This window comes from Paenibacillus sp. GCM10027630 (assembly GCF_042676305.1).
Classification (GTDB): Bacteria; Bacillota; Bacilli; order Paenibacillales; family NBRC-103111; genus Paenibacillus_S.
In genome coordinates this window covers 1-15306 of sequence record NZ_JBHTGY010000044.1, presented here as the reverse complement: position 1 = coordinate 15306, position 15306 = coordinate 1, and the positions used below count along the sequence as shown (strand labels likewise).

At 44.9% G+C, this 15306-nt stretch carries 20 protein-coding genes and 3 pseudogenes; 5 read left to right on the top strand and 18 right to left on the bottom strand.

Translation table 11 applies throughout. The annotated features are described in order from the left end of the window. Positions 1-1064: 1064 nt before the first annotated feature. The 14 genes from ACFQ0C_RS22110 to ACFQ0C_RS22045 form a co-directional block, all read right to left on the bottom strand. Positions 1065-1457 carry a DUF302 domain-containing protein gene (locus tag ACFQ0C_RS22110; RefSeq protein WP_379369638.1) on the bottom strand — a complete coding sequence of 131 codons (393 nt, stop codon included), beginning with the start codon at positions 1455-1457 and terminating at the stop codon, positions 1065-1067. A gap of 259 nt (positions 1458-1716) precedes the next feature. Further along, on the bottom strand, positions 1717-2112 hold the full coding sequence (locus ACFQ0C_RS22105) for a rhodanese-like domain-containing protein (RefSeq protein ID WP_379369636.1): 396 nt from the start codon (positions 2110-2112) through the stop codon (positions 1717-1719). A gap of 18 nt (positions 2113-2130) precedes the next feature. Further along, positions 2131-2352 (bottom strand): metal-sensing transcriptional repressor, encoded by a 222-nt coding sequence (locus ACFQ0C_RS22100; protein WP_379369634.1) that lies wholly within the window; start codon positions 2350-2352, stop codon positions 2131-2133. A 239-nt stretch (positions 2353-2591) separates the two neighbouring features. Then, entirely contained in the window at positions 2592-2819 is a 228-nt protein-coding gene (locus tag ACFQ0C_RS22095; RefSeq protein WP_379369632.1) for a sulfurtransferase TusA family protein, read from the bottom strand. 16 nt (positions 2820-2835) lie between these two features. After that, positions 2836-3981 (bottom strand): MBL fold metallo-hydrolase, encoded by a 1146-nt coding sequence (locus tag ACFQ0C_RS22090; protein ID WP_379369630.1) that lies wholly within the window; start codon positions 3979-3981, stop codon positions 2836-2838. A gap of 31 nt (positions 3982-4012) precedes the next feature. Then, positions 4013-4408, bottom strand: a complete 396-nt coding sequence (locus tag ACFQ0C_RS22085; RefSeq protein ID WP_379369628.1) for a DsrE/DsrF/DrsH-like family protein — start codon at positions 4406-4408, stop codon at positions 4013-4015. A 33-nt stretch (positions 4409-4441) separates the two neighbouring features. After that, positions 4442-5014, bottom strand: a complete 573-nt coding sequence (locus tag ACFQ0C_RS22080; RefSeq protein ID WP_379369626.1) for a sulfurtransferase TusA family protein — start codon at positions 5012-5014, stop codon at positions 4442-4444. Between the two features lie 44 nt (positions 5015-5058). After that, complete coding sequence (locus ACFQ0C_RS22075) at positions 5059-5364, bottom strand: rhodanese-like domain-containing protein (RefSeq protein ID WP_379369624.1); 306 nt, start codon at positions 5362-5364, stop codon at positions 5059-5061. A gap of 13 nt (positions 5365-5377) precedes the next feature. Beyond that, positions 5378-6157, bottom strand: coding sequence for a sulfite exporter TauE/SafE family protein (locus ACFQ0C_RS22070; protein WP_379369622.1), 780 nt, complete (start codon positions 6155-6157; stop codon positions 5378-5380). A 273-nt stretch (positions 6158-6430) separates the two neighbouring features. Then, complete coding sequence (locus tag ACFQ0C_RS22065) at positions 6431-6553, bottom strand: thioredoxin family protein (RefSeq protein WP_379369620.1); 123 nt, start codon at positions 6551-6553, stop codon at positions 6431-6433. A 201-nt stretch (positions 6554-6754) separates the two neighbouring features. Continuing rightward, entirely contained in the window at positions 6755-6982 is a 228-nt protein-coding gene (locus ACFQ0C_RS22060; protein ID WP_379369618.1) for a hypothetical protein, read from the bottom strand. Between the two features lie 62 nt (positions 6983-7044). Next, complete coding sequence (locus ACFQ0C_RS22055; protein WP_379369644.1) at positions 7045-7518, bottom strand: sulfatase/phosphatase domain-containing protein; 474 nt, start codon at positions 7516-7518, stop codon at positions 7045-7047. A 15-nt stretch (positions 7519-7533) separates the two neighbouring features. Further along, positions 7534-7692, bottom strand: coding sequence for a hypothetical protein (locus ACFQ0C_RS22050; RefSeq protein WP_379369642.1), 159 nt, complete (start codon positions 7690-7692; stop codon positions 7534-7536). Positions 7693-8545: 853 nt separating this feature from the next. After that, complete coding sequence (locus ACFQ0C_RS22045) at positions 8546-9640, bottom strand: L-dopachrome tautomerase-related protein (RefSeq protein ID WP_379369640.1); 1095 nt, start codon at positions 9638-9640, stop codon at positions 8546-8548. Between the two features lie 309 nt (positions 9641-9949). Here ACFQ0C_RS22045 and ACFQ0C_RS22040 point away from each other — a divergent pair, with 309 nt between their 5' ends. Genes ACFQ0C_RS22040 through ACFQ0C_RS22030 form a run of 3 tightly spaced genes read left to right on the top strand, consistent with a single transcriptional unit; the run spans position 9950 to position 11586 of the window. After that, positions 9950-11047: a zinc-dependent alcohol dehydrogenase gene (locus ACFQ0C_RS22040; protein ID WP_379369616.1), complete on the top strand. Its 1098-nt coding sequence runs from the start codon at positions 9950-9952 to the stop codon at positions 11045-11047. A 31-nt stretch (positions 11048-11078) separates the two neighbouring features. Continuing rightward, complete coding sequence (locus ACFQ0C_RS22035) at positions 11079-11279, top strand: hypothetical protein (protein WP_379369614.1); 201 nt, start codon at positions 11079-11081, stop codon at positions 11277-11279. Between the two features lie 10 nt (positions 11280-11289). Next, complete coding sequence (locus ACFQ0C_RS22030) at positions 11290-11586, top strand: spore coat protein (protein ID WP_379369612.1); 297 nt, start codon at positions 11290-11292, stop codon at positions 11584-11586. Positions 11587-11829: 243 nt separating this feature from the next. Here ACFQ0C_RS22030 and ACFQ0C_RS22025 read toward each other — a convergent pair whose 3' ends face one another. Next, positions 11830-11964 (bottom strand): hypothetical protein, encoded by a 135-nt coding sequence (locus tag ACFQ0C_RS22025; protein WP_379369646.1) that lies wholly within the window; start codon positions 11962-11964, stop codon positions 11830-11832. 391 nt (positions 11965-12355) lie between these two features. Next, a pseudogene (locus tag ACFQ0C_RS22020) lies at positions 12356-12608 on the bottom strand (VOC family protein); the annotation flags it as partial. Positions 12609-12628: 20 nt separating this feature from the next. On the opposite strand from ACFQ0C_RS22020, the pseudogene ACFQ0C_RS22015 reads away from it, so the two are divergent. Further along, a pseudogene (locus ACFQ0C_RS22015) lies at positions 12629-12862 on the top strand (DUF6431 domain-containing protein); the annotation flags it as partial. A 42-nt stretch (positions 12863-12904) separates the two neighbouring features. Here the strand turns inward: ACFQ0C_RS22015 and gap are convergent. Beyond that, entirely contained in the window at positions 12905-13906 is a 1002-nt protein-coding gene (gene gap / locus ACFQ0C_RS22010) for a type I glyceraldehyde-3-phosphate dehydrogenase (protein WP_379369610.1), read from the bottom strand. Positions 13907-14013: 107 nt separating this feature from the next. Between gap and ACFQ0C_RS22005 the strand changes: the two genes are divergently transcribed. Continuing rightward, positions 14014-14868, top strand: coding sequence for an AraC family transcriptional regulator (locus tag ACFQ0C_RS22005; RefSeq protein WP_379369608.1), 855 nt, complete (start codon positions 14014-14016; stop codon positions 14866-14868). A gap of 134 nt (positions 14869-15002) precedes the next feature. Here the strand turns inward: ACFQ0C_RS22005 and ACFQ0C_RS22000 are convergent. After that, positions 15003-15083 (bottom strand): annotated as a pseudogene (locus ACFQ0C_RS22000) (IS66 family transposase); the annotation flags it as partial. Positions 15084-15306 lie beyond the last annotated feature (223 nt).

The following is a 15306-nucleotide window of genomic DNA, read 5'->3' as shown; positions in this document are numbered from 1 at the left end:
TCTGGCTTACACCAAAAAAAACAAACGGCACAGGGATTTTTCCCATGCCGTTTCGAATTCCATTTTAATTCCGCTATTGTTTTTGAGCTTAACTTAATGACATTGCCCGTATAGGAGGTTCTTTTGGGTCTTTCATGAAAATTCTTGTCGTAACGCAGATAGAACTTCAAGAAAAGCAGTTGACTCTATAAAATTTCTGGAGCCTCAGTCCTTGCAAACATTCCGAAGTCAAATGATTCAAGAGCGAGTACTTCGAGTTGAATTTCCCTCTTTTCATGGCCCCCACAGCTAGAATAGCTTAATGCCTCCGCCAGTCTAATCTTTATTTTCATTTAACATGAGTAACTATACTTCGATTTGTGTCACTAGTCGACAATGTAGGGAGATTTATGCATTTTCAAATGTCTCCCTACATAACAAATAAAGAGCCTGATTCCCAAGCTTTTCTTCGATACGTTATGTAGGCACATTTGTGTCATTGGACATTGTTGTAAAAAGTATTAATGATGACACAAAATGTGCCTGCCTACATTAATGAAACAAATCTCCCTACATTGTTGTGAAATAATATTCATCTTACAAATGAAAATACTTTCAAGCCTGCCAGATACTTTTCAGCTGCTTTTTTCTCATTATCGAAACCTGGGTTTATTGCAAGTCTCATCGGCAAATGAGAAACTTCATCATCATGTATATGCTGCTTAAATTTGTTCTTGATATGGACAATAAATTTGTTGGCAAATTGAATTTCTTTCTATCTTTGACTCTGACTCACTAACGTGATAAGCCAGATTCCTCAGGCTTTTCTTCGATATATTATGTAGGCAGATTTGTGTCATTAGACACGTGTGCAGCAGATCTGCAGCCACTAACCCCACTGACAACTTTGGAGATCTGAACGTATCGTTATTGAACCCTCTTTGTTTGATTAAATACTCTCGAGTCGCACAAGCCATGATAATGGCTCCAAGTACCATTGCGCCTACTCCAATAATAGTTGATGCTGTTAAATATATTTAGAGTCATTCGATTTTCTTTTTTCCAAATTATATTAACCATTCAATTCATTTGCTCTTGTCTATGCATGAGACCAAGCGCTTTTCTACATCCTCTGCAATGCTTTTTAGAGCTTCAAATGATTCATTATCAACCATGCCAAGTAGTGCAGAAGGTTTAGGCATCCCAATCTTCGTTCGCCCGTCCTGCTCATACACAGCTATTTTACATGGCAGAAAGTAACCCGCTAAATGATTTTCACTCAATACTCTTTTAGCTTCTACCGGATTACATACTTCGAGAATCTGATATTTTTGATTGAATTCGATGGCTTTTTCATTGAGCTTATCCTGAATATTGAATTGCCAAAGAACACCGAATTGTTCTTCCTTTAAATGTTGTTCTAAAGCAGCAATAGCTTCTTCAACTGTTTTTTCAGTAGACAAAGTGTAGTGAAACATAATGGCCTCCAAAATTTTATGTTTAAAAATCAAAGATTATATCACGCTTTTATCCCATATCATAAAAGCATGCCCAAATGGCCATTGTGAAAGAGTATCATCCAGTATTAGTAACTTACGTAGAACATCATCAGAAGTAATGTTTTCCGTTCTTGCAGCATACCCTAAGTATTCCAAGATCATGGATATCTATGTATTGGATTTTAGTGTACACAAATAAATCAACCATCAGCTTAAATGAACTGATGGTTGTTATTTATTACTTGACTTGTCCGTCCCACGCAAGTATACCGCCCCGGAGATCAGCTATCTTTGTATAGCCTTGTTTGCTCAGTATACGAGCGGCTTGTTTACTTCTCATACCGCTGCGGCAATACAAGTATACGTTATTGTCCTTTGGGATATCAGATATTTTATGGTTAAGCTGTGACAACGGGATATTTATCGCATTGGGTATAAATCCCGTCTTATACTCACTGGCATCGCGTACGTCGATAATCATTTTATTTTTCTGGTTCTGCAGTTCTTGTCCAAAGGCTTTATTACTTAGCGTCCGCACCCCTTTGATCGGTGCACAACGTATAGATATAAACCATACAATTGCGATGATGAGTACAATATTAATTATAATATTAATTATAGTTGACGTTTCCATCTTCTTGTCTCCTCGCTTTTACCTGCTTTTTACTACCAGCTCCACGGCTTCCTTCGCTACCTGCGACGTATCCTTACCTAATTCCTTTTGCTCCAGAATACATTGCTCCAAGTTCGTCGCCACGATATAGGCTATCGCTTTATCAGCAGCGCTGCGGATGGCAGAGATTTGGTTTACTACATCCTTGCAAGCCTTACCCTTTTCCATCATATTAAGTACACCACGAGCTTGGCCTTCCAATCGTTTTAGGCTTTTGTTACTTCATCATCATATATCATCTAAATCCAAAATCCATCCTTTCCCATACATGTATAGGCAAGAAATTTTATAGCTTTGATCATTCGCAGTAGCTAACAATAATAAAGGAATTAATTTAATGGAACAAGTTGACCTTATCCCCGATGCATCTCCGAGGTACGCAGCCCTCATTTGATGTTTCTAAAAAAGGGAATGACAGCGATTTGTCATTCCCTTTTCAATTAGGCCTTTTTAATCCAAAATTTATATATCCCATTTTCTTCTGCATCTTGGACAAGCTCGTGTCCTGTGCTCTTGGCCCAGGCCGCTAGATCGTTTTTTGCGCCTTTATCTGTGGCATGTACTTCTAATACTTGACCTGATTCTAATTCACCGATGCTCTTTTTCGTTTTTACAATTGGCATGGGACAAGCTAAACCTTTCGCATCTAACACTTTATGACTGTTCATAATAATTTCCCCCTTATTATTTGTCATGAACTGCACAGCGATTTGGACCGATTTCCATCTCACGCTGCTCTTCTTCATTGGGATTGATTTTCCCCATATTGGTTTGGCGAATTTCTTGATACGCATTCGGTTGCGGCGGCAGGTTTTCAGTTACTGTTTTACGGAATTCTCCCTCATCATGAATATTTAGCCCTGGGTTGTTCTTGAACAGGTCTCCCAGGCGACCAGAAACAAGGCCACCTTCAGCAATCTCGGTTATTTTCCCAAAATGGGCAGGAAGAACGACCAAGTCCTCGGATAGCTCCTTATATCTGCTATAGAGCGTTTGGCGAAGATCCCCCACCCAATCCTCTGCAAGTCCTGCAAGGTCAGGACGACCAATGGATTCGACAAACAAAATATCCCCGGACAGAAGGTATTTATGATCGATAATAAATGACGTCGATCCAATCGTATGGCCGGGAGAGTAAATAGGTTGAACGAGAATTGTTTCATTTCCGACGTAAATTGGTTTTCCATTCTCAAGCTCTTCGTACGCAAATGTTACTTCTGCTGCATCCTTGGGCGGCAAATGATACGTTGCACCGTATTTCTCGGCCAAAGCTCTGCCCCCTGAGATATGATCCGCGTGAAGATGCGTATCAATGGTGTGGATCAGCTTAGCTCCCTTATTCTTCAGGAAGTTTTCATATTGATCGATCATCCGATTCATATCAATAATGGCTGCCTCCCCTTCAGAAAGTACTATATAAGATAAGCAGCCTTTGCCGATGCGGACAAATTGGTACAGCTCTCCACCGCCGGAAAGATCCGCTACCTTCACCGGCTCAAGGTATTCGCTCCACGATTTCATGCCTCCTTCAAGGTAATAAATATAGCTTCTTCCTGCTTCGGCGATTTGCTCTGCAACGAATTTCGAAGAGCCTTCTTTCGCACAGACCACCAACACTTTTTTCCCATCTGGAATTTGTTCAAGAGCCGGGTCGATTCCATCGAGTAAATCAAAGTACGGAATATTTATGACATCAATGCTTTCCCCTTCGATTTTCCAATCGTTAAAATCCGTTTCATTGCGAACGTCAAGGATAAATAGCTCCTTTTTGTTAAGAACCATTCTAGTAACTTCTTTCGCATTCATCTTTTGAATCGTGTTCGTCATCATTGTGCAAGCCACCTTCTGTTATGGTTTAGGATCAGAACGTCAATGTAACGTTGGCATCCTGTGCGAAATCAAGAAACGTAACCGCTCCACCGACATCAATACCCTCAATAAAATCCTCTTGCTTCAGATTCATTACGTCCATAGTCATCTGACAAGCGATAATCTTGACGCCCATTTCCTGCGCCATCCCCACTAGTTCAGGAATGGGTGGGACGTTGGCCGCTTTAAAGCCCTGCTCAAAATGCTCTTTGCCGGCAGGCATCGGAAGCTGCTGATAAGCTTGCTTGTGGATCAGATTTAAGCCTTCGAAAGTAAAGAAGATAGCTACCTCTGTATCTGTCGCGGCCGCCGCTGTTGCGATATTGAATACTTTATATGCATCAAATAATCCACCGTTACTAGCTATAATTGCGAGTTTGTTTGCCATTGTTTATTCCTCCGTTTTAATTGTGTTCTTTAATTAATCCTTTTCCACTTCCCCTGTCCATTCGGTCATCCCGGGCAGAACATTTTTCAACTTGGTAAAGCCTTTCTCAGCTAAGGTTTGACAAGCCGCATCACTCCGGTTACCTGTGCGGCAAACGATCATATACTCTTCGCTTGGGTTCAGCTCTCGAAGTCGTTGTTCCAGCTCCCCTGTCGGAATGGAGATGGCCCCTGGCAGACGTCCGAATGCAAACTCAGCCGGTTCACGTACATCCAAAATATTAACTTTTTCGCCATGATCTAATTTGCTTTTGATTTCATCGAGCGAAACGGTGTGAGGGAACTTGGATTCAGCTTTGACTTCAGAAGGATCCGCTTTACGGATAAAGTGTCTTAATACGTCGCCTTCTTCCTTCAGCCCGATGTATAGGTGGCCGGTACGTTTCGCCCAGCTTTGTAGGTCGGCAAAGGATCCTTTATCCGTCGCACGTACTTCTAAGACTTCCCCGGTTTTCAATTCCTCCATGGCCTTTTTGGTACGGACCACAGGCAGCGGACACGCCAGACCTTCACACTCTAATGTACGATCTACTTGCCATGTACTCATATCGATTTTCCCTCCTGTGCCTAGTAAAAGTTAAATTCCGTACTTCACATTTCCTTGCCATGCGGACATTCCACCAGGCATATTGATGACTTTGTATCCCAACGCCGAAAGATATTCGCATGCCATCCCGCGCTTCGGTTTCCACTGCGGCAAACTACTACCATTTCCTGTTCCTTATTCAGCTCCATGTGTCTTTCTTCCAGCTCTCCTAATGGTATATGGGTGGCTTCTGGGATATGACCTTCTTCCCACTCTTGGGATTCCCTAACATCCAGTATCTCGAACTTCTCACCCTGTTTCAGTCTTTCGGCCACTTCAAATGGCAATTGAAGCTTCACTTGCGAACTCATAGTAAATCCTCCTTTAGGTTAAAATATCAAGCCAGATTTTGATGACGGTAGCAACGATTAGTGCTGCCAAAATCCATTGAAGAACCTTTGTATTCAGTTTCTTACTGATCACCGCGCCAATGGGGGAGGCAATGGTACTCGCCACAACCATGGCGATGGATGGAATGACCAGCATATGTCCGCCCATAAACTTCCCGGTTGTGGAGCCAATCGATGAAATAAAGGTAATGGCTAGAGATGATGCGATAGCAACACGTGTTGGGATTTTTAGAATGACTAGCATCACGGGAACGGTAATAAAAGCTCCTGCCGCTCCGACGATTCCTGATAACACACCTATTACCGTTGCCAGTATGGCCGCCAAAGGCTTATTAAATTGCAGCTTCGTAAAATCTGCTGCTTCGTTCCCCTTTTTAGGAAGAAACATCATAATTGCTGCAATAAGTGCAAGTATAGCGTAGACGAGATTGATGACTTCATTCGGCAGGAATTGTGATCCGTAGCCTCCAATAAAGCTTCCGATGACGATAGAGATACCCATCGAAAGAACCAAGGCTTTATTAATATAACCTCCCTTGCGGAAAGCGAACATTCCAGCTAATGTGGCAAAGAAAACTTGTACTGCGCTGATCGCAGAAACTTCTTGCGCTGTAAATGCTGCAAATCCCAGCGCCGGTGGTATATACAGTAGCATAGGATATTTAATAATGGAGCCACCTATGCCGACCATTCCGGAGATCAGAGAACCAATAAGCCCGATTGCGAATAAGGTTACAATCCATGCAATATCCATAACGACTCCTTTCTAGTGTATTATTTCGGAATAATACATACCCTATGGGGTATGAAATTAAGCAAAAAAAATTGGTTATGATTTTAAGATAATTTTAACTAAAAGATTTAATTGTACTTTGGATTTAAAACCTGTGTGAACATCCCCACGTCTTTACCATGTTTAAAGGATACTCATTACTCATCACTTGATAGTTTCGTGATGTACTAGGATTCTGATCCACATTCACTTTAGCAATGGTTATCTCATCTCCTAACTCAGCATGAAGTTCATTTAGACGGGAGATAACATACGGCAAGGTCCACACCAGTCAGAATAATAATAATCGATAACCATCTTGGCTAGGCCAATTACAACTTCATTAATATTTTGATCAGTGACATTCAATATGGTCATAATATACGTCCTTTCAAATTATAATTACCTATACCCGTATGGGTATGTGCATAATATAATCTAATTTACTTATTTCGTCAACCCCCCTCCCAAGCTTTAAAATGTACGCCTTTTGGGTGTTCACTGTGGGAATTATTAGATAAATAAAAAATAAGAGGATGCACCAACTGCTTTTCATTAGTTGGGCACCCTCAACATTGTCTATGCTTTTCGCTCCATTTTTTGCAACAAAAGAAGAGGCGGGACAATGCCCATCTTGGCTTGTATCGCGCCATCGTCTGGCGGCTGAACCTCGACTTTATCCCTCGGTACAACCGTTCGAGCTTGCATCGAGGATGCCGATGCTGAAGACTCCGACGTCTCAGTACGATTTACCGATACAGCTGTGGGAGGGAAGCCTGCCCTGACCATACATAAGTTACGCCTCATCTTAGAGATGACGCCCATGCAGGGCGTACTATGTGATAAAAAAGCAGATGATACAGCCATTTTTATGCCAACTTCACCTGTGAAGCGGCACATCTCCTTCTGCCAAAGGGTCGCGGGTGGCATGCATCCATTTCGATTAACTCTTTCTCCAATGCCACCTTTACTTCGCTATACTGCTCTCCTTGAGCCAGATTAACCCTTTCTACGGGATCAAGGTATAAGTCAAACAGCATTTCCTGCGGTTTCTCAGAGTCAAGGAATCCGTTCCCAACAAGGAAAGAGCGGATTTCACTAGTATCAAGATTGGGTAGCAGATACTTGGTAAGGCCGAAATTGCGGATATACTTGTACCGCTCAGTGCGGATCGCCCGCATCGGCTCGTGTTCCACATGATGGTTAATTTCCGCAAACACGGCATCCCGGACTGATTCCGCCTTTCTCTGCAGCAGCGGTAGCAAGGAATGCCCCTGCTGCCAAGACGGCAACTGCAATCCGGCCAGGTCGCAAATGGTCGGAAACAGATCGAGATGCGAAATAAGCGCGTCAACCGCTTACCCTCGCCGGTCGGTTTGGGGAGTACGCACGATCAGAGAGACTCCCATGCCAGAGTCAAAAAGGCTACACTTCATACCAGGAAAAGGAAGCCCGTGATCCGTCGTATAAATAAACAGCGTATCGTCCCAAGCCTCCGACTCCTTGAGTGCATCCAGTACGATGCCCGCGCAATCGTCCGCAATCGTCCGCTGTCCGCGTCGATGTCAAATAAGCGGCCCACAACCTGCGGTTTTCGGCGTTGTCGTAAAATTGGGAAGGTACGTCAACGTAGTCTGGATTCAATTCGGGGTCAGCCTTTGGAAAATTCAGATGCGTATTAAATAATCCCACTGACAGGAAAAACGGCTTCTTGTGCTCCTGCCTGATATAATCTGCGGCCGCCCGTGCATTCTCAAGGTCCCAGTCTACTGAATTGAAGTCAAATACGCTCATATCGTATTTGGGGTTTCCGAGAATACGGTCGTAACCGATCATCGCCGCGTCCGATGCTTCATGCTGAATGCCGCAGAGCGCGGTCTCATAGCCGCTGCTGCCCAGATAGGCAGCCAAATGCTTGCTGTAATCGTCAAGCTGCGTACCGAGGTGGGCAAGCCCAAACATGCTAGCGGAATGGTCCAGGTACTACTCTCTTCGGCCTCTCTGATCCAGTAATCCAAAGTCACCAAGTTCTCTGTACTTTCGCATACATTTTAACCCGATACGAATAAATGGACCCGCAGATGGTATAAAAGGTTTGGAGAATCCTGTAACCAGTTTTCTGATCGGTCCTGGACCGAATTAATGAGCCCGGAGATTGCAGACCTTTTTGTGAAGGAAATGATTCGTCCCGCATTGATACACAGTGATATTACTTCACAGAATGTCATAAAAACAAAACAGCGATGGACCAAGACTTGGAAAATAAGGTCTTAGACTGCCGCTCGGCAGCCTCCAAATTCTTAATAACCATAAAGTCATAAAATACATTTTCTATGCAAATAGAGGCAACTTTGTAAAGTGAAATATTTATTAAAAGGTAGGAGCAGGTGGTTCGTCTATTTTCATACGGAGTAAACTATAAGGCTTCTGCCGCAGGTCATTTCCATAATGAAATCTTGCCTGCCGATGTAATTGGTTCACGATGAAATATAAGTATTGATCTGGACCAATCGAAAAAGTATCCGGCCATAAAATTCTCGGATCATGTGCGATCGTTTCCATGATGCCATTCGGCAATATCTTTCGAATACTGTTGTTTTCGTAATCTCCAGCATAAAGGGTTCCTTTTGCACCGGTGATCATTCCATCTGAAGCACCTTTTTCTCCCCAATACTTCACGTGATCCTGTAAATTCATATCCGGTATCGTTCGGTCTCTTAGGACTTCCGTTGAAATCGAGTACAGATGTCGACTGGAGAGAGGACAAAAATACAAAATCTTGCCGTCCGGGGAAATCGCTATACCATCAGAGGCCAATCTAAAGGGTGAAGTAGATCCATCTTTGTTTCGATTCATCAGGATTTTACCTTCGACTTTCGGTAAAAGAAAGAGATCGGGCGAAATTGAATTTGCCCCGTTTAACCGTCTCCAGGCATAACCCGTTTCTAAATCAACGACAATAATGGCACCCGGTCCTCGGGAAGACGAATCCGTTATATAAGCATAACCTGCTTTACCAACACGAAAATCAAATCGGACATCATTCAGATAAGTGGTTGGCAGAACAACATCCTCTGTAAATGTAAATACGCTTCTTATGGTATTTGTATTTAAATCTACAGCGACTAACTTCGCCCCCCCTTTGATGGGTTCTGAGAAATTAGGAGCCCCCGTATCCAGTACCCAAAGCGTTCCCTTTCCATCAGCAACGACACTTTGGACACTAATGAAGGACGTTGTGATATTCGATTGGCTTACCAAATTAGCGTCTAAACTAGGATAAGGCTGTAATGTACCGCGGACGATTTCAGCCACCGTAAATTTAACATCGTCTCCCCATCTTGGAAAGCAAATAAAAATGCGCCCAGTTTCAGAAACAGTAACGCCTGTAGGCATCGCCCCGTAAAATAAAAAAACCGCTTCAAACTTACCGAAATACTTTTCACTCGGTAACATCATTTGTATAAAATCCTCCTCAACAGATTCGAACTGCTATCACCTTTATATGACTGAATGTGGTTCAAGTGCCTGGATAATAAAAATTTTTAAGGGACCCCGTAAGTTCGTGTCTATGACGGACAACGAGTAAACGGTGTTGTGTTTTTGCCTAAGTATCACCTCCCACGAGAGTATGAATAAAAAGAAGTACACTATACATAGGAGCCTCCTTCCTTGTACAAGCTATGGCCATGGACATGGAACGAAATTTATTGCTGCTAGTCTGGTTTGTGTCTATAACCACCATCTATTTTCTTGTTCCAAGAGCAAAAGCTCATGAAAGAGGTACCGGATCCGAAGATTGAGAAACCGTACGATATGATCGTAAAGATCACCAGTACCGCCATTTGTGGTTCTGACCTTCACCTTATTCACGGGATGATCCCTAACCTTCAGGAGAATTATGTCATCGGGCATGAACCGATGGGGATCGTAGAAGAAGTTGGCCCCGGCGTGACAAAGGTAAAGAAAGGCGACCGTGTGATCATCCCGTTCAACATCGCATGCGGAGAATGCTTTTTTTGCAAAAATCAGCTGGAAAGCCAATGTGACAAGTCAAACGAACACGGGGATATGGGGGCATATTTCGGCTACTCCGGAACGACCGGCGGATACCCTGGCGGGCAAGCCGAGTATTTACGAGTTCCGTTTGCAAATTTTACCTACTTCAAGATTCCCGAAAACTGCGAACAACCGGACGAAAAGCTAAGCTTGATCGCCGATGCAATGACGACGGCATTCTGGAGCGTAGATAACGCCGGCGTCAAGAATGGAGATACGGTCATCGTGCTCGGCTGCGGTCCGGTCGGACTTCTGGCCCAGAAATTCTGCTGGCTGAAAGGAGCAAAGCGGGTCATCGCCGTCGACTATGTCGATTACCGCTTACAGCATGCGAAGCGAACGAACAATGTGGAAATCGTAAACTTCGAACAGGATAAGAATATCGGCAACAATCTCAAGGAAATGACCAAAGGCGGCGCCGATGTCGTGATTGATGCGGTAGGAATGGACGGCAAGATGAGCGATCTCGAATTTCTAGCCAGCGGTTTGAAACTGCAAGGCGGCACCATGAGCGCATTTATCATTGCGTCTCAGGCTGTCCGCAAAGGCGGGACCATCCAAGTCACTGGGGTATACGGCGGACGCTATAACGGATTCCCGCTCGGCGACATCATGCAGCGCAACGTGAATATCCGTTCCGGACAAGCTCCGGTCATTCATTATATGCCGTATATGTACGAGTTGGTTACGTCGGGGAAAGTGGACCCTGGAGACATTGTTACGCACGTCATTCCGCTCAGCGAGGCCAAGCGCGGCTATGAAGTGTTCGATACGAAAACGGACGATTGCATCAAAGTCGTCTTAAAGCCTTGAATATAGATGAATAAATGGGGGGAAAATCCAAATGAATTCCAATTACGCCTTGCATGAGATGCTGGAGGTTCATGAAATGGCTGCGTTCAAGACCGTTTGCATGACCAAATCCAAAACCATGCAAGCTCTGGTAACCGACCCGGAGCTCATACAAATTTTGCAGCAAGACGTGCAATTATCACAGCAGCAACTTCAGGAGCTCGGTGGAGTGCTGTCTAAAGTGACCCTATAGGAGATAAAACATGAACACAATACTAGAACACTTGACAGGGCTTCATACGCTGACCGACGACGTAATCGCAATGGATTTTTTGATGAACGCCAAGAGCGGAGTCAGAAACTACGCCATGGCCGTAACCGAATGTGCCACCCCCGAAATCAAGCAAATTTTGATGAAACAGCTCGACGAAGCTATAGACTCCCATGAAAAGATAATAAACTACATGATGCAGCGGGGCCTATACCATCCCTACCATATTCCAGACCAAATTCAGCTCGATCTGAAAAATATTCAGACCGCTATGAATATTCCGTCCTGACACCGTATTCGTCCCGACAAAACGCGCAAAACCACCATGGTTCAGGCGCGTTTTTTGACTTTAGCCGAAAACTTTAGAGAATAAATGTTCCCCGTGTCAACGGTTTCTTTGGATAGAACTTCTACTTTATGGAAGTAACGTGTTCCGTCCCTCAAAAGGTCTCCATTCACATCTTATATCCATCTAAAAAAGATGTATTTGTTATCTTCATCTTGCTCTTTTCTGCCCAATCAGCGTCGGCGCTCACCGCAGTTGCTCCAACACGAACGGCTGCGTCCGAGTTACGAACTGGAAGCCCTGCTTGCGCAGGATCGGCGCGGAGGTCGGCAGCGCGTCGACGAAGGCGTGCGTCCGGCCGCGATCACGGGCTTCCTGCAACCGCGAGGCAACCAGCGCGGTGAACAGTCCCAGTCTCCGGTGTGTGGTCTTGGTGCGACCCCCGGCTAGTTCGGCGTAGGGCCCTCCGGACCGGAAGTAGNCCGCCGTCACCGAAGGCAGCCAGCGATGCCTCGTCCAATGGCAGGACCAACACTTCCTCCTCATCCTCGGCCTCGAACCCGGCGGCGACGAGCCGCTCGGGCAGGTCGATTGGCGTATCGTGACCGTAGTACTTCCACTCCAGGCTATAGCCGCCGGAGACGGCGGCATCCAGCTCCCGGCGGATCAGGTTATCGGTTTCCTCCGGCGGTAGGCTGGCGAACACGATCCGGCACTCCGATCCGTCCGCGGAGCGATCCACGACCACGTCACCGCTGGCAGACGGCACGCCCAGCGACCGGCGCTCGGCATTGACGTCGTGGACGCGAAACTCGATAATGACGGTGTGGTTATCGGCCGCGCGCGGAACCAGCGCCGAACAGTTGCACCGTCTGGGAGTGGCCTATCGCCAGGGTACACGATGGCAGAACGAACTCAGCGAAGACAGGCGCTGGGCGCTTCACCGAAACACATGTGACTTTCTCATAGAACACGACGAGTCGATCCAAATCGTCAGTAATGATGCGTACAGAAGCGAAATTCACGAGACATCATCCTTTCAATAATGCGATTTTGCAAGGCTTACTTACGTCTATACAAGGATCAAGGCCCCGATGTAAAGCTTTGCTGCAAGGATTGCAATCGTAAGCTTCATAAGCATGGCCGTTATTTCCGCTGGGTTGCAAGTAAATGTGAACATATCCTTATCCCGATTTACCGATGGTTGTGCCCAAACTGTGGTACGACTGTTTCGCTGTTTCCGGATTTTCTCATTCCATGGGCACGTTTTACTAAGTGGGTTCGCGAATCTGCGTGTGCGTCATTTATAGTTCGCTTACTTTCACAATTCTGCGAGATATTTGGCGGTGCGAATCATTTGGCTGGTAAAGGAGTTTTCGTTATCATACCATGCCGCTATTTTCACCAGGGTATCTGTTCCAATTTCCGTTACGTTTGTTTGCGTAGCGTCGAATAAGCTGCCGTAAGTCATACCGATAATATCGGACGAGACAAGCTCATCCTCTGTATATCCGTATTGCTCCGACTGGGACTGCTCCATCTTCTCGTTGACCTGCACCGCAGTTACAGAACCGCCCACGACTACTGTCAATTCTGTTAGGGAGCCGGCCATGACCGGCACTCTTTGGGATATACCATCCAGTTTGCCATCAAAGGAAGGGATTACGAGTCCTATTGCTTTTGCTGCCCCGGTTGACGTTGGGATGATGTTGCCGGCTGCAGAGCGCGCCCGGCGCAAGTCACCTTTGGCGTGAGGGCCATCAAGGGTATTCTGGTCGTTTGTGTAAGCGTGTATCGTCGTCATAAAACCTTTTTTAATCGGCGCAAGCTCGTTCAAGTAATAGACCATTGGAGCTAGGCAGTTCGTGGTGCAAGATGCGGCCGAAACAATAGTATCTTCTTTAGTTAACGTGTGTTCATTAACACCATATACAATAGTTGGAATATCTTTCCCGGCAACGGTTGAGATGACTACTTTTTTTGCACCTGCCTCAATATGGGCTGTAGATGCTTTTTTTGAGGCGAAAAAGCCTGTACACTCCAGGACTACATCAACTTGCAATTCTTTCCACGGGAGTTTGCCGGGATCTCTTTCGGCATAAATCGGAATATCCACGCCGTTTACGGTTAAGCTGTTATCACTGTAATCAATCTTTTCATCATAACGTCGCTGCGTTGTGTCGTGCTTTAGCAAATGCGCAAGCATCTTCGGACTTGTTAGATCATTGATAGCGACAATCTGATAACCTTCTGCATCAAAAAGCTGCCGAAAGGCAAGCCTGCCAATTCTGCCGAAACCATTTATCGCAATGTTGATTGCCATAGTAATTACCACCTTTCTTTGTCTTAGTTAATAGTATAGTCCTCGAATCTTTATGGTACACTGTTATAAGTGAAGCAATTGACTATACTATTTGTCAGGAGAGGACCATGCCACAAGTTGACCGCCACAAAGACAGAATGGTAAAGATTGAATTTGTTGCCGTCGAGGACTTGAACTCTCTTCCCTATCCGGATCGGCTTACTTTAATCTTGATTACATCAGGCAGCATCAACGTAGTACTCAACGACCGACCGATAGCGATTTCAGCCCCCGGCGTTCTCTGTTTATCCGAAGATGTTACGATACAAATACTTGAAAGGCATAACGTCTCTGCGCAATCATTCAGTTATCATCCCGATTTTCTTGTTACCGTACCGAATTCTGAAACGAAAGACTACTTTCCTAGCCATCTGAAAATACAAACAGGGCTTTCGCTTTTTCAGGGCAATCAAACACGCACCGGTGTACCTTTTGTTTCTGAGAAAGCCTTTCCGCAATTATTTGAGTGGTTTTTTGTGCTTGGGACTGAAGTGTATGCGCAAAGCGATGCAAACTGGGCGTGCAGAATCAAAAAATATCTCATCCAGATATTGGGCCTGCTTGAGGATTTGAACCGCCAAAGCGAACAATCCCCTGTTGATTTAGTGCTGGAATATATACACACCAATTATGCTAATAAAATCGCCTTGGAAGATTTAACTAAATGTGCACACTTGAATCGTGTGTCGCTTAATAAAATGTTTCAGGAAAGATGCGGGTGTACAGCAATGAGATATTTACTGTCGCACCGCTTGAAAGTTGCGGGAGATCTCCTCACCCATACAGGTATGAATTTGAACGAAATTGCGCGTGCCACCGGGTTTGAGTACGACACTTACTTCATCAAACAATTTACGGCTAAGAAAGGAATGTCTCCAACCGTATACCGGAATATTTCCCGCCAGTTCGCTATTGCTCAATAAGGCTTTCCAATGACTCTTCAATTCATGTGTCGCCTGCGCCGTTCAGCACTCATCCACTCAGGAGTCCAGGTTTGCTCTTTGTCATCGACGACGACTTCGGATCACGGGGATCCTCGAGCTGCGTCAATTTCTCTCGCGCCTCTTGGCGTGTTAGCAAACAGCCAGTTTTTTCTTCCAATGACAAACGGCTTGATCGACCTCTCTCTGCGATTGTTAGTGTTCTGTGAAAATAAAGTCTTAGACTAGAGTCGTTGATAACAACGTGTTTGAATTAAAAAATCATCAGCTTCTTAAAAATAAGTTTTAGACTGACCCTAATAAAAGAAACAGCGGCAGCCAAGGACGAGAAAATAGTAGAGTGAAGGGCTGGGCATCCAGCCCCTCCTCATCAAACCGTACGTGAGGTTTTCCCTCATACGGCTTTCCGACGTTCTTCAC

What these genes read in the sequence shown, in the direction of transcription:
- ACFQ0C_RS22035 (WP_379369614.1), top strand. Translation starts at nt 11,079, where the DNA reads ATGAATTCCAATTACGCCTTGCATGAGATGCTGGAGGTTCATGAAATG.
- gap (WP_379369610.1), bottom strand. Translation starts at nt 13,906, where the DNA reads ATGGCAATCAACATTGCGATAAATGGTTTCGGCAGAATTGGCAGGCTT.
- ACFQ0C_RS22080 (WP_379369626.1), bottom strand. Translation starts at nt 5,014, where the DNA reads ATGAGTACATGGCAAGTAGATCGTACATTAGAGTGTGAAGGTCTGGCG.
- ACFQ0C_RS22085 (WP_379369628.1), bottom strand. Translation starts at nt 4,408, where the DNA reads ATGGCAAACAAACTCGCAATTATAGCTAGTAACGGTGGATTATTTGAT.
- ACFQ0C_RS22060 (WP_379369618.1), bottom strand. Translation starts at nt 6,982, where the DNA reads ATGAGGCGTAACTTATGTATGGTCAGGGCAGGCTTCCCTCCCACAGCT.
- ACFQ0C_RS22065 (WP_379369620.1), bottom strand. Translation starts at nt 6,553, where the DNA reads ATGACCATATTGAATGTCACTGATCAAAATATTAATGAAGTTGTAATT.
- ACFQ0C_RS22095 (WP_379369632.1), bottom strand. Translation starts at nt 2,819, where the DNA reads ATGAACAGTCATAAAGTGTTAGATGCGAAAGGTTTAGCTTGTCCCATG.
- ACFQ0C_RS22070 (WP_379369622.1), bottom strand. Translation starts at nt 6,157, where the DNA reads ATGGATATTGCATGGATTGTAACCTTATTCGCAATCGGGCTTATTGGT.
- ACFQ0C_RS22005 (WP_379369608.1), top strand. Translation starts at nt 14,014, where the DNA reads ATGCCACAAGTTGACCGCCACAAAGACAGAATGGTAAAGATTGAATTT.
- ACFQ0C_RS22090 (WP_379369630.1), bottom strand. Translation starts at nt 3,981, where the DNA reads ATGATGACGAACACGATTCAAAAGATGAATGCGAAAGAAGTTACTAGA.
- ACFQ0C_RS22075 (WP_379369624.1), bottom strand. Translation starts at nt 5,364, where the DNA reads ATGAGTTCGCAAGTGAAGCTTCAATTGCCATTTGAAGTGGCCGAAAGA.
- ACFQ0C_RS22105 (WP_379369636.1), bottom strand. Translation starts at nt 2,112, where the DNA reads ATGGAAACGTCAACTATAATTAATATTATAATTAATATTGTACTCATC.
- ACFQ0C_RS22040 (WP_379369616.1), top strand. Translation starts at nt 9,950, where the DNA reads ATGAAAGAGGTACCGGATCCGAAGATTGAGAAACCGTACGATATGATC.
- ACFQ0C_RS22030 (WP_379369612.1), top strand. Translation starts at nt 11,290, where the DNA reads ATGAACACAATACTAGAACACTTGACAGGGCTTCATACGCTGACCGAC.
- ACFQ0C_RS22110 (WP_379369638.1), bottom strand. Translation starts at nt 1,457, where the DNA reads ATGTTTCACTACACTTTGTCTACTGAAAAAACAGTTGAAGAAGCTATT.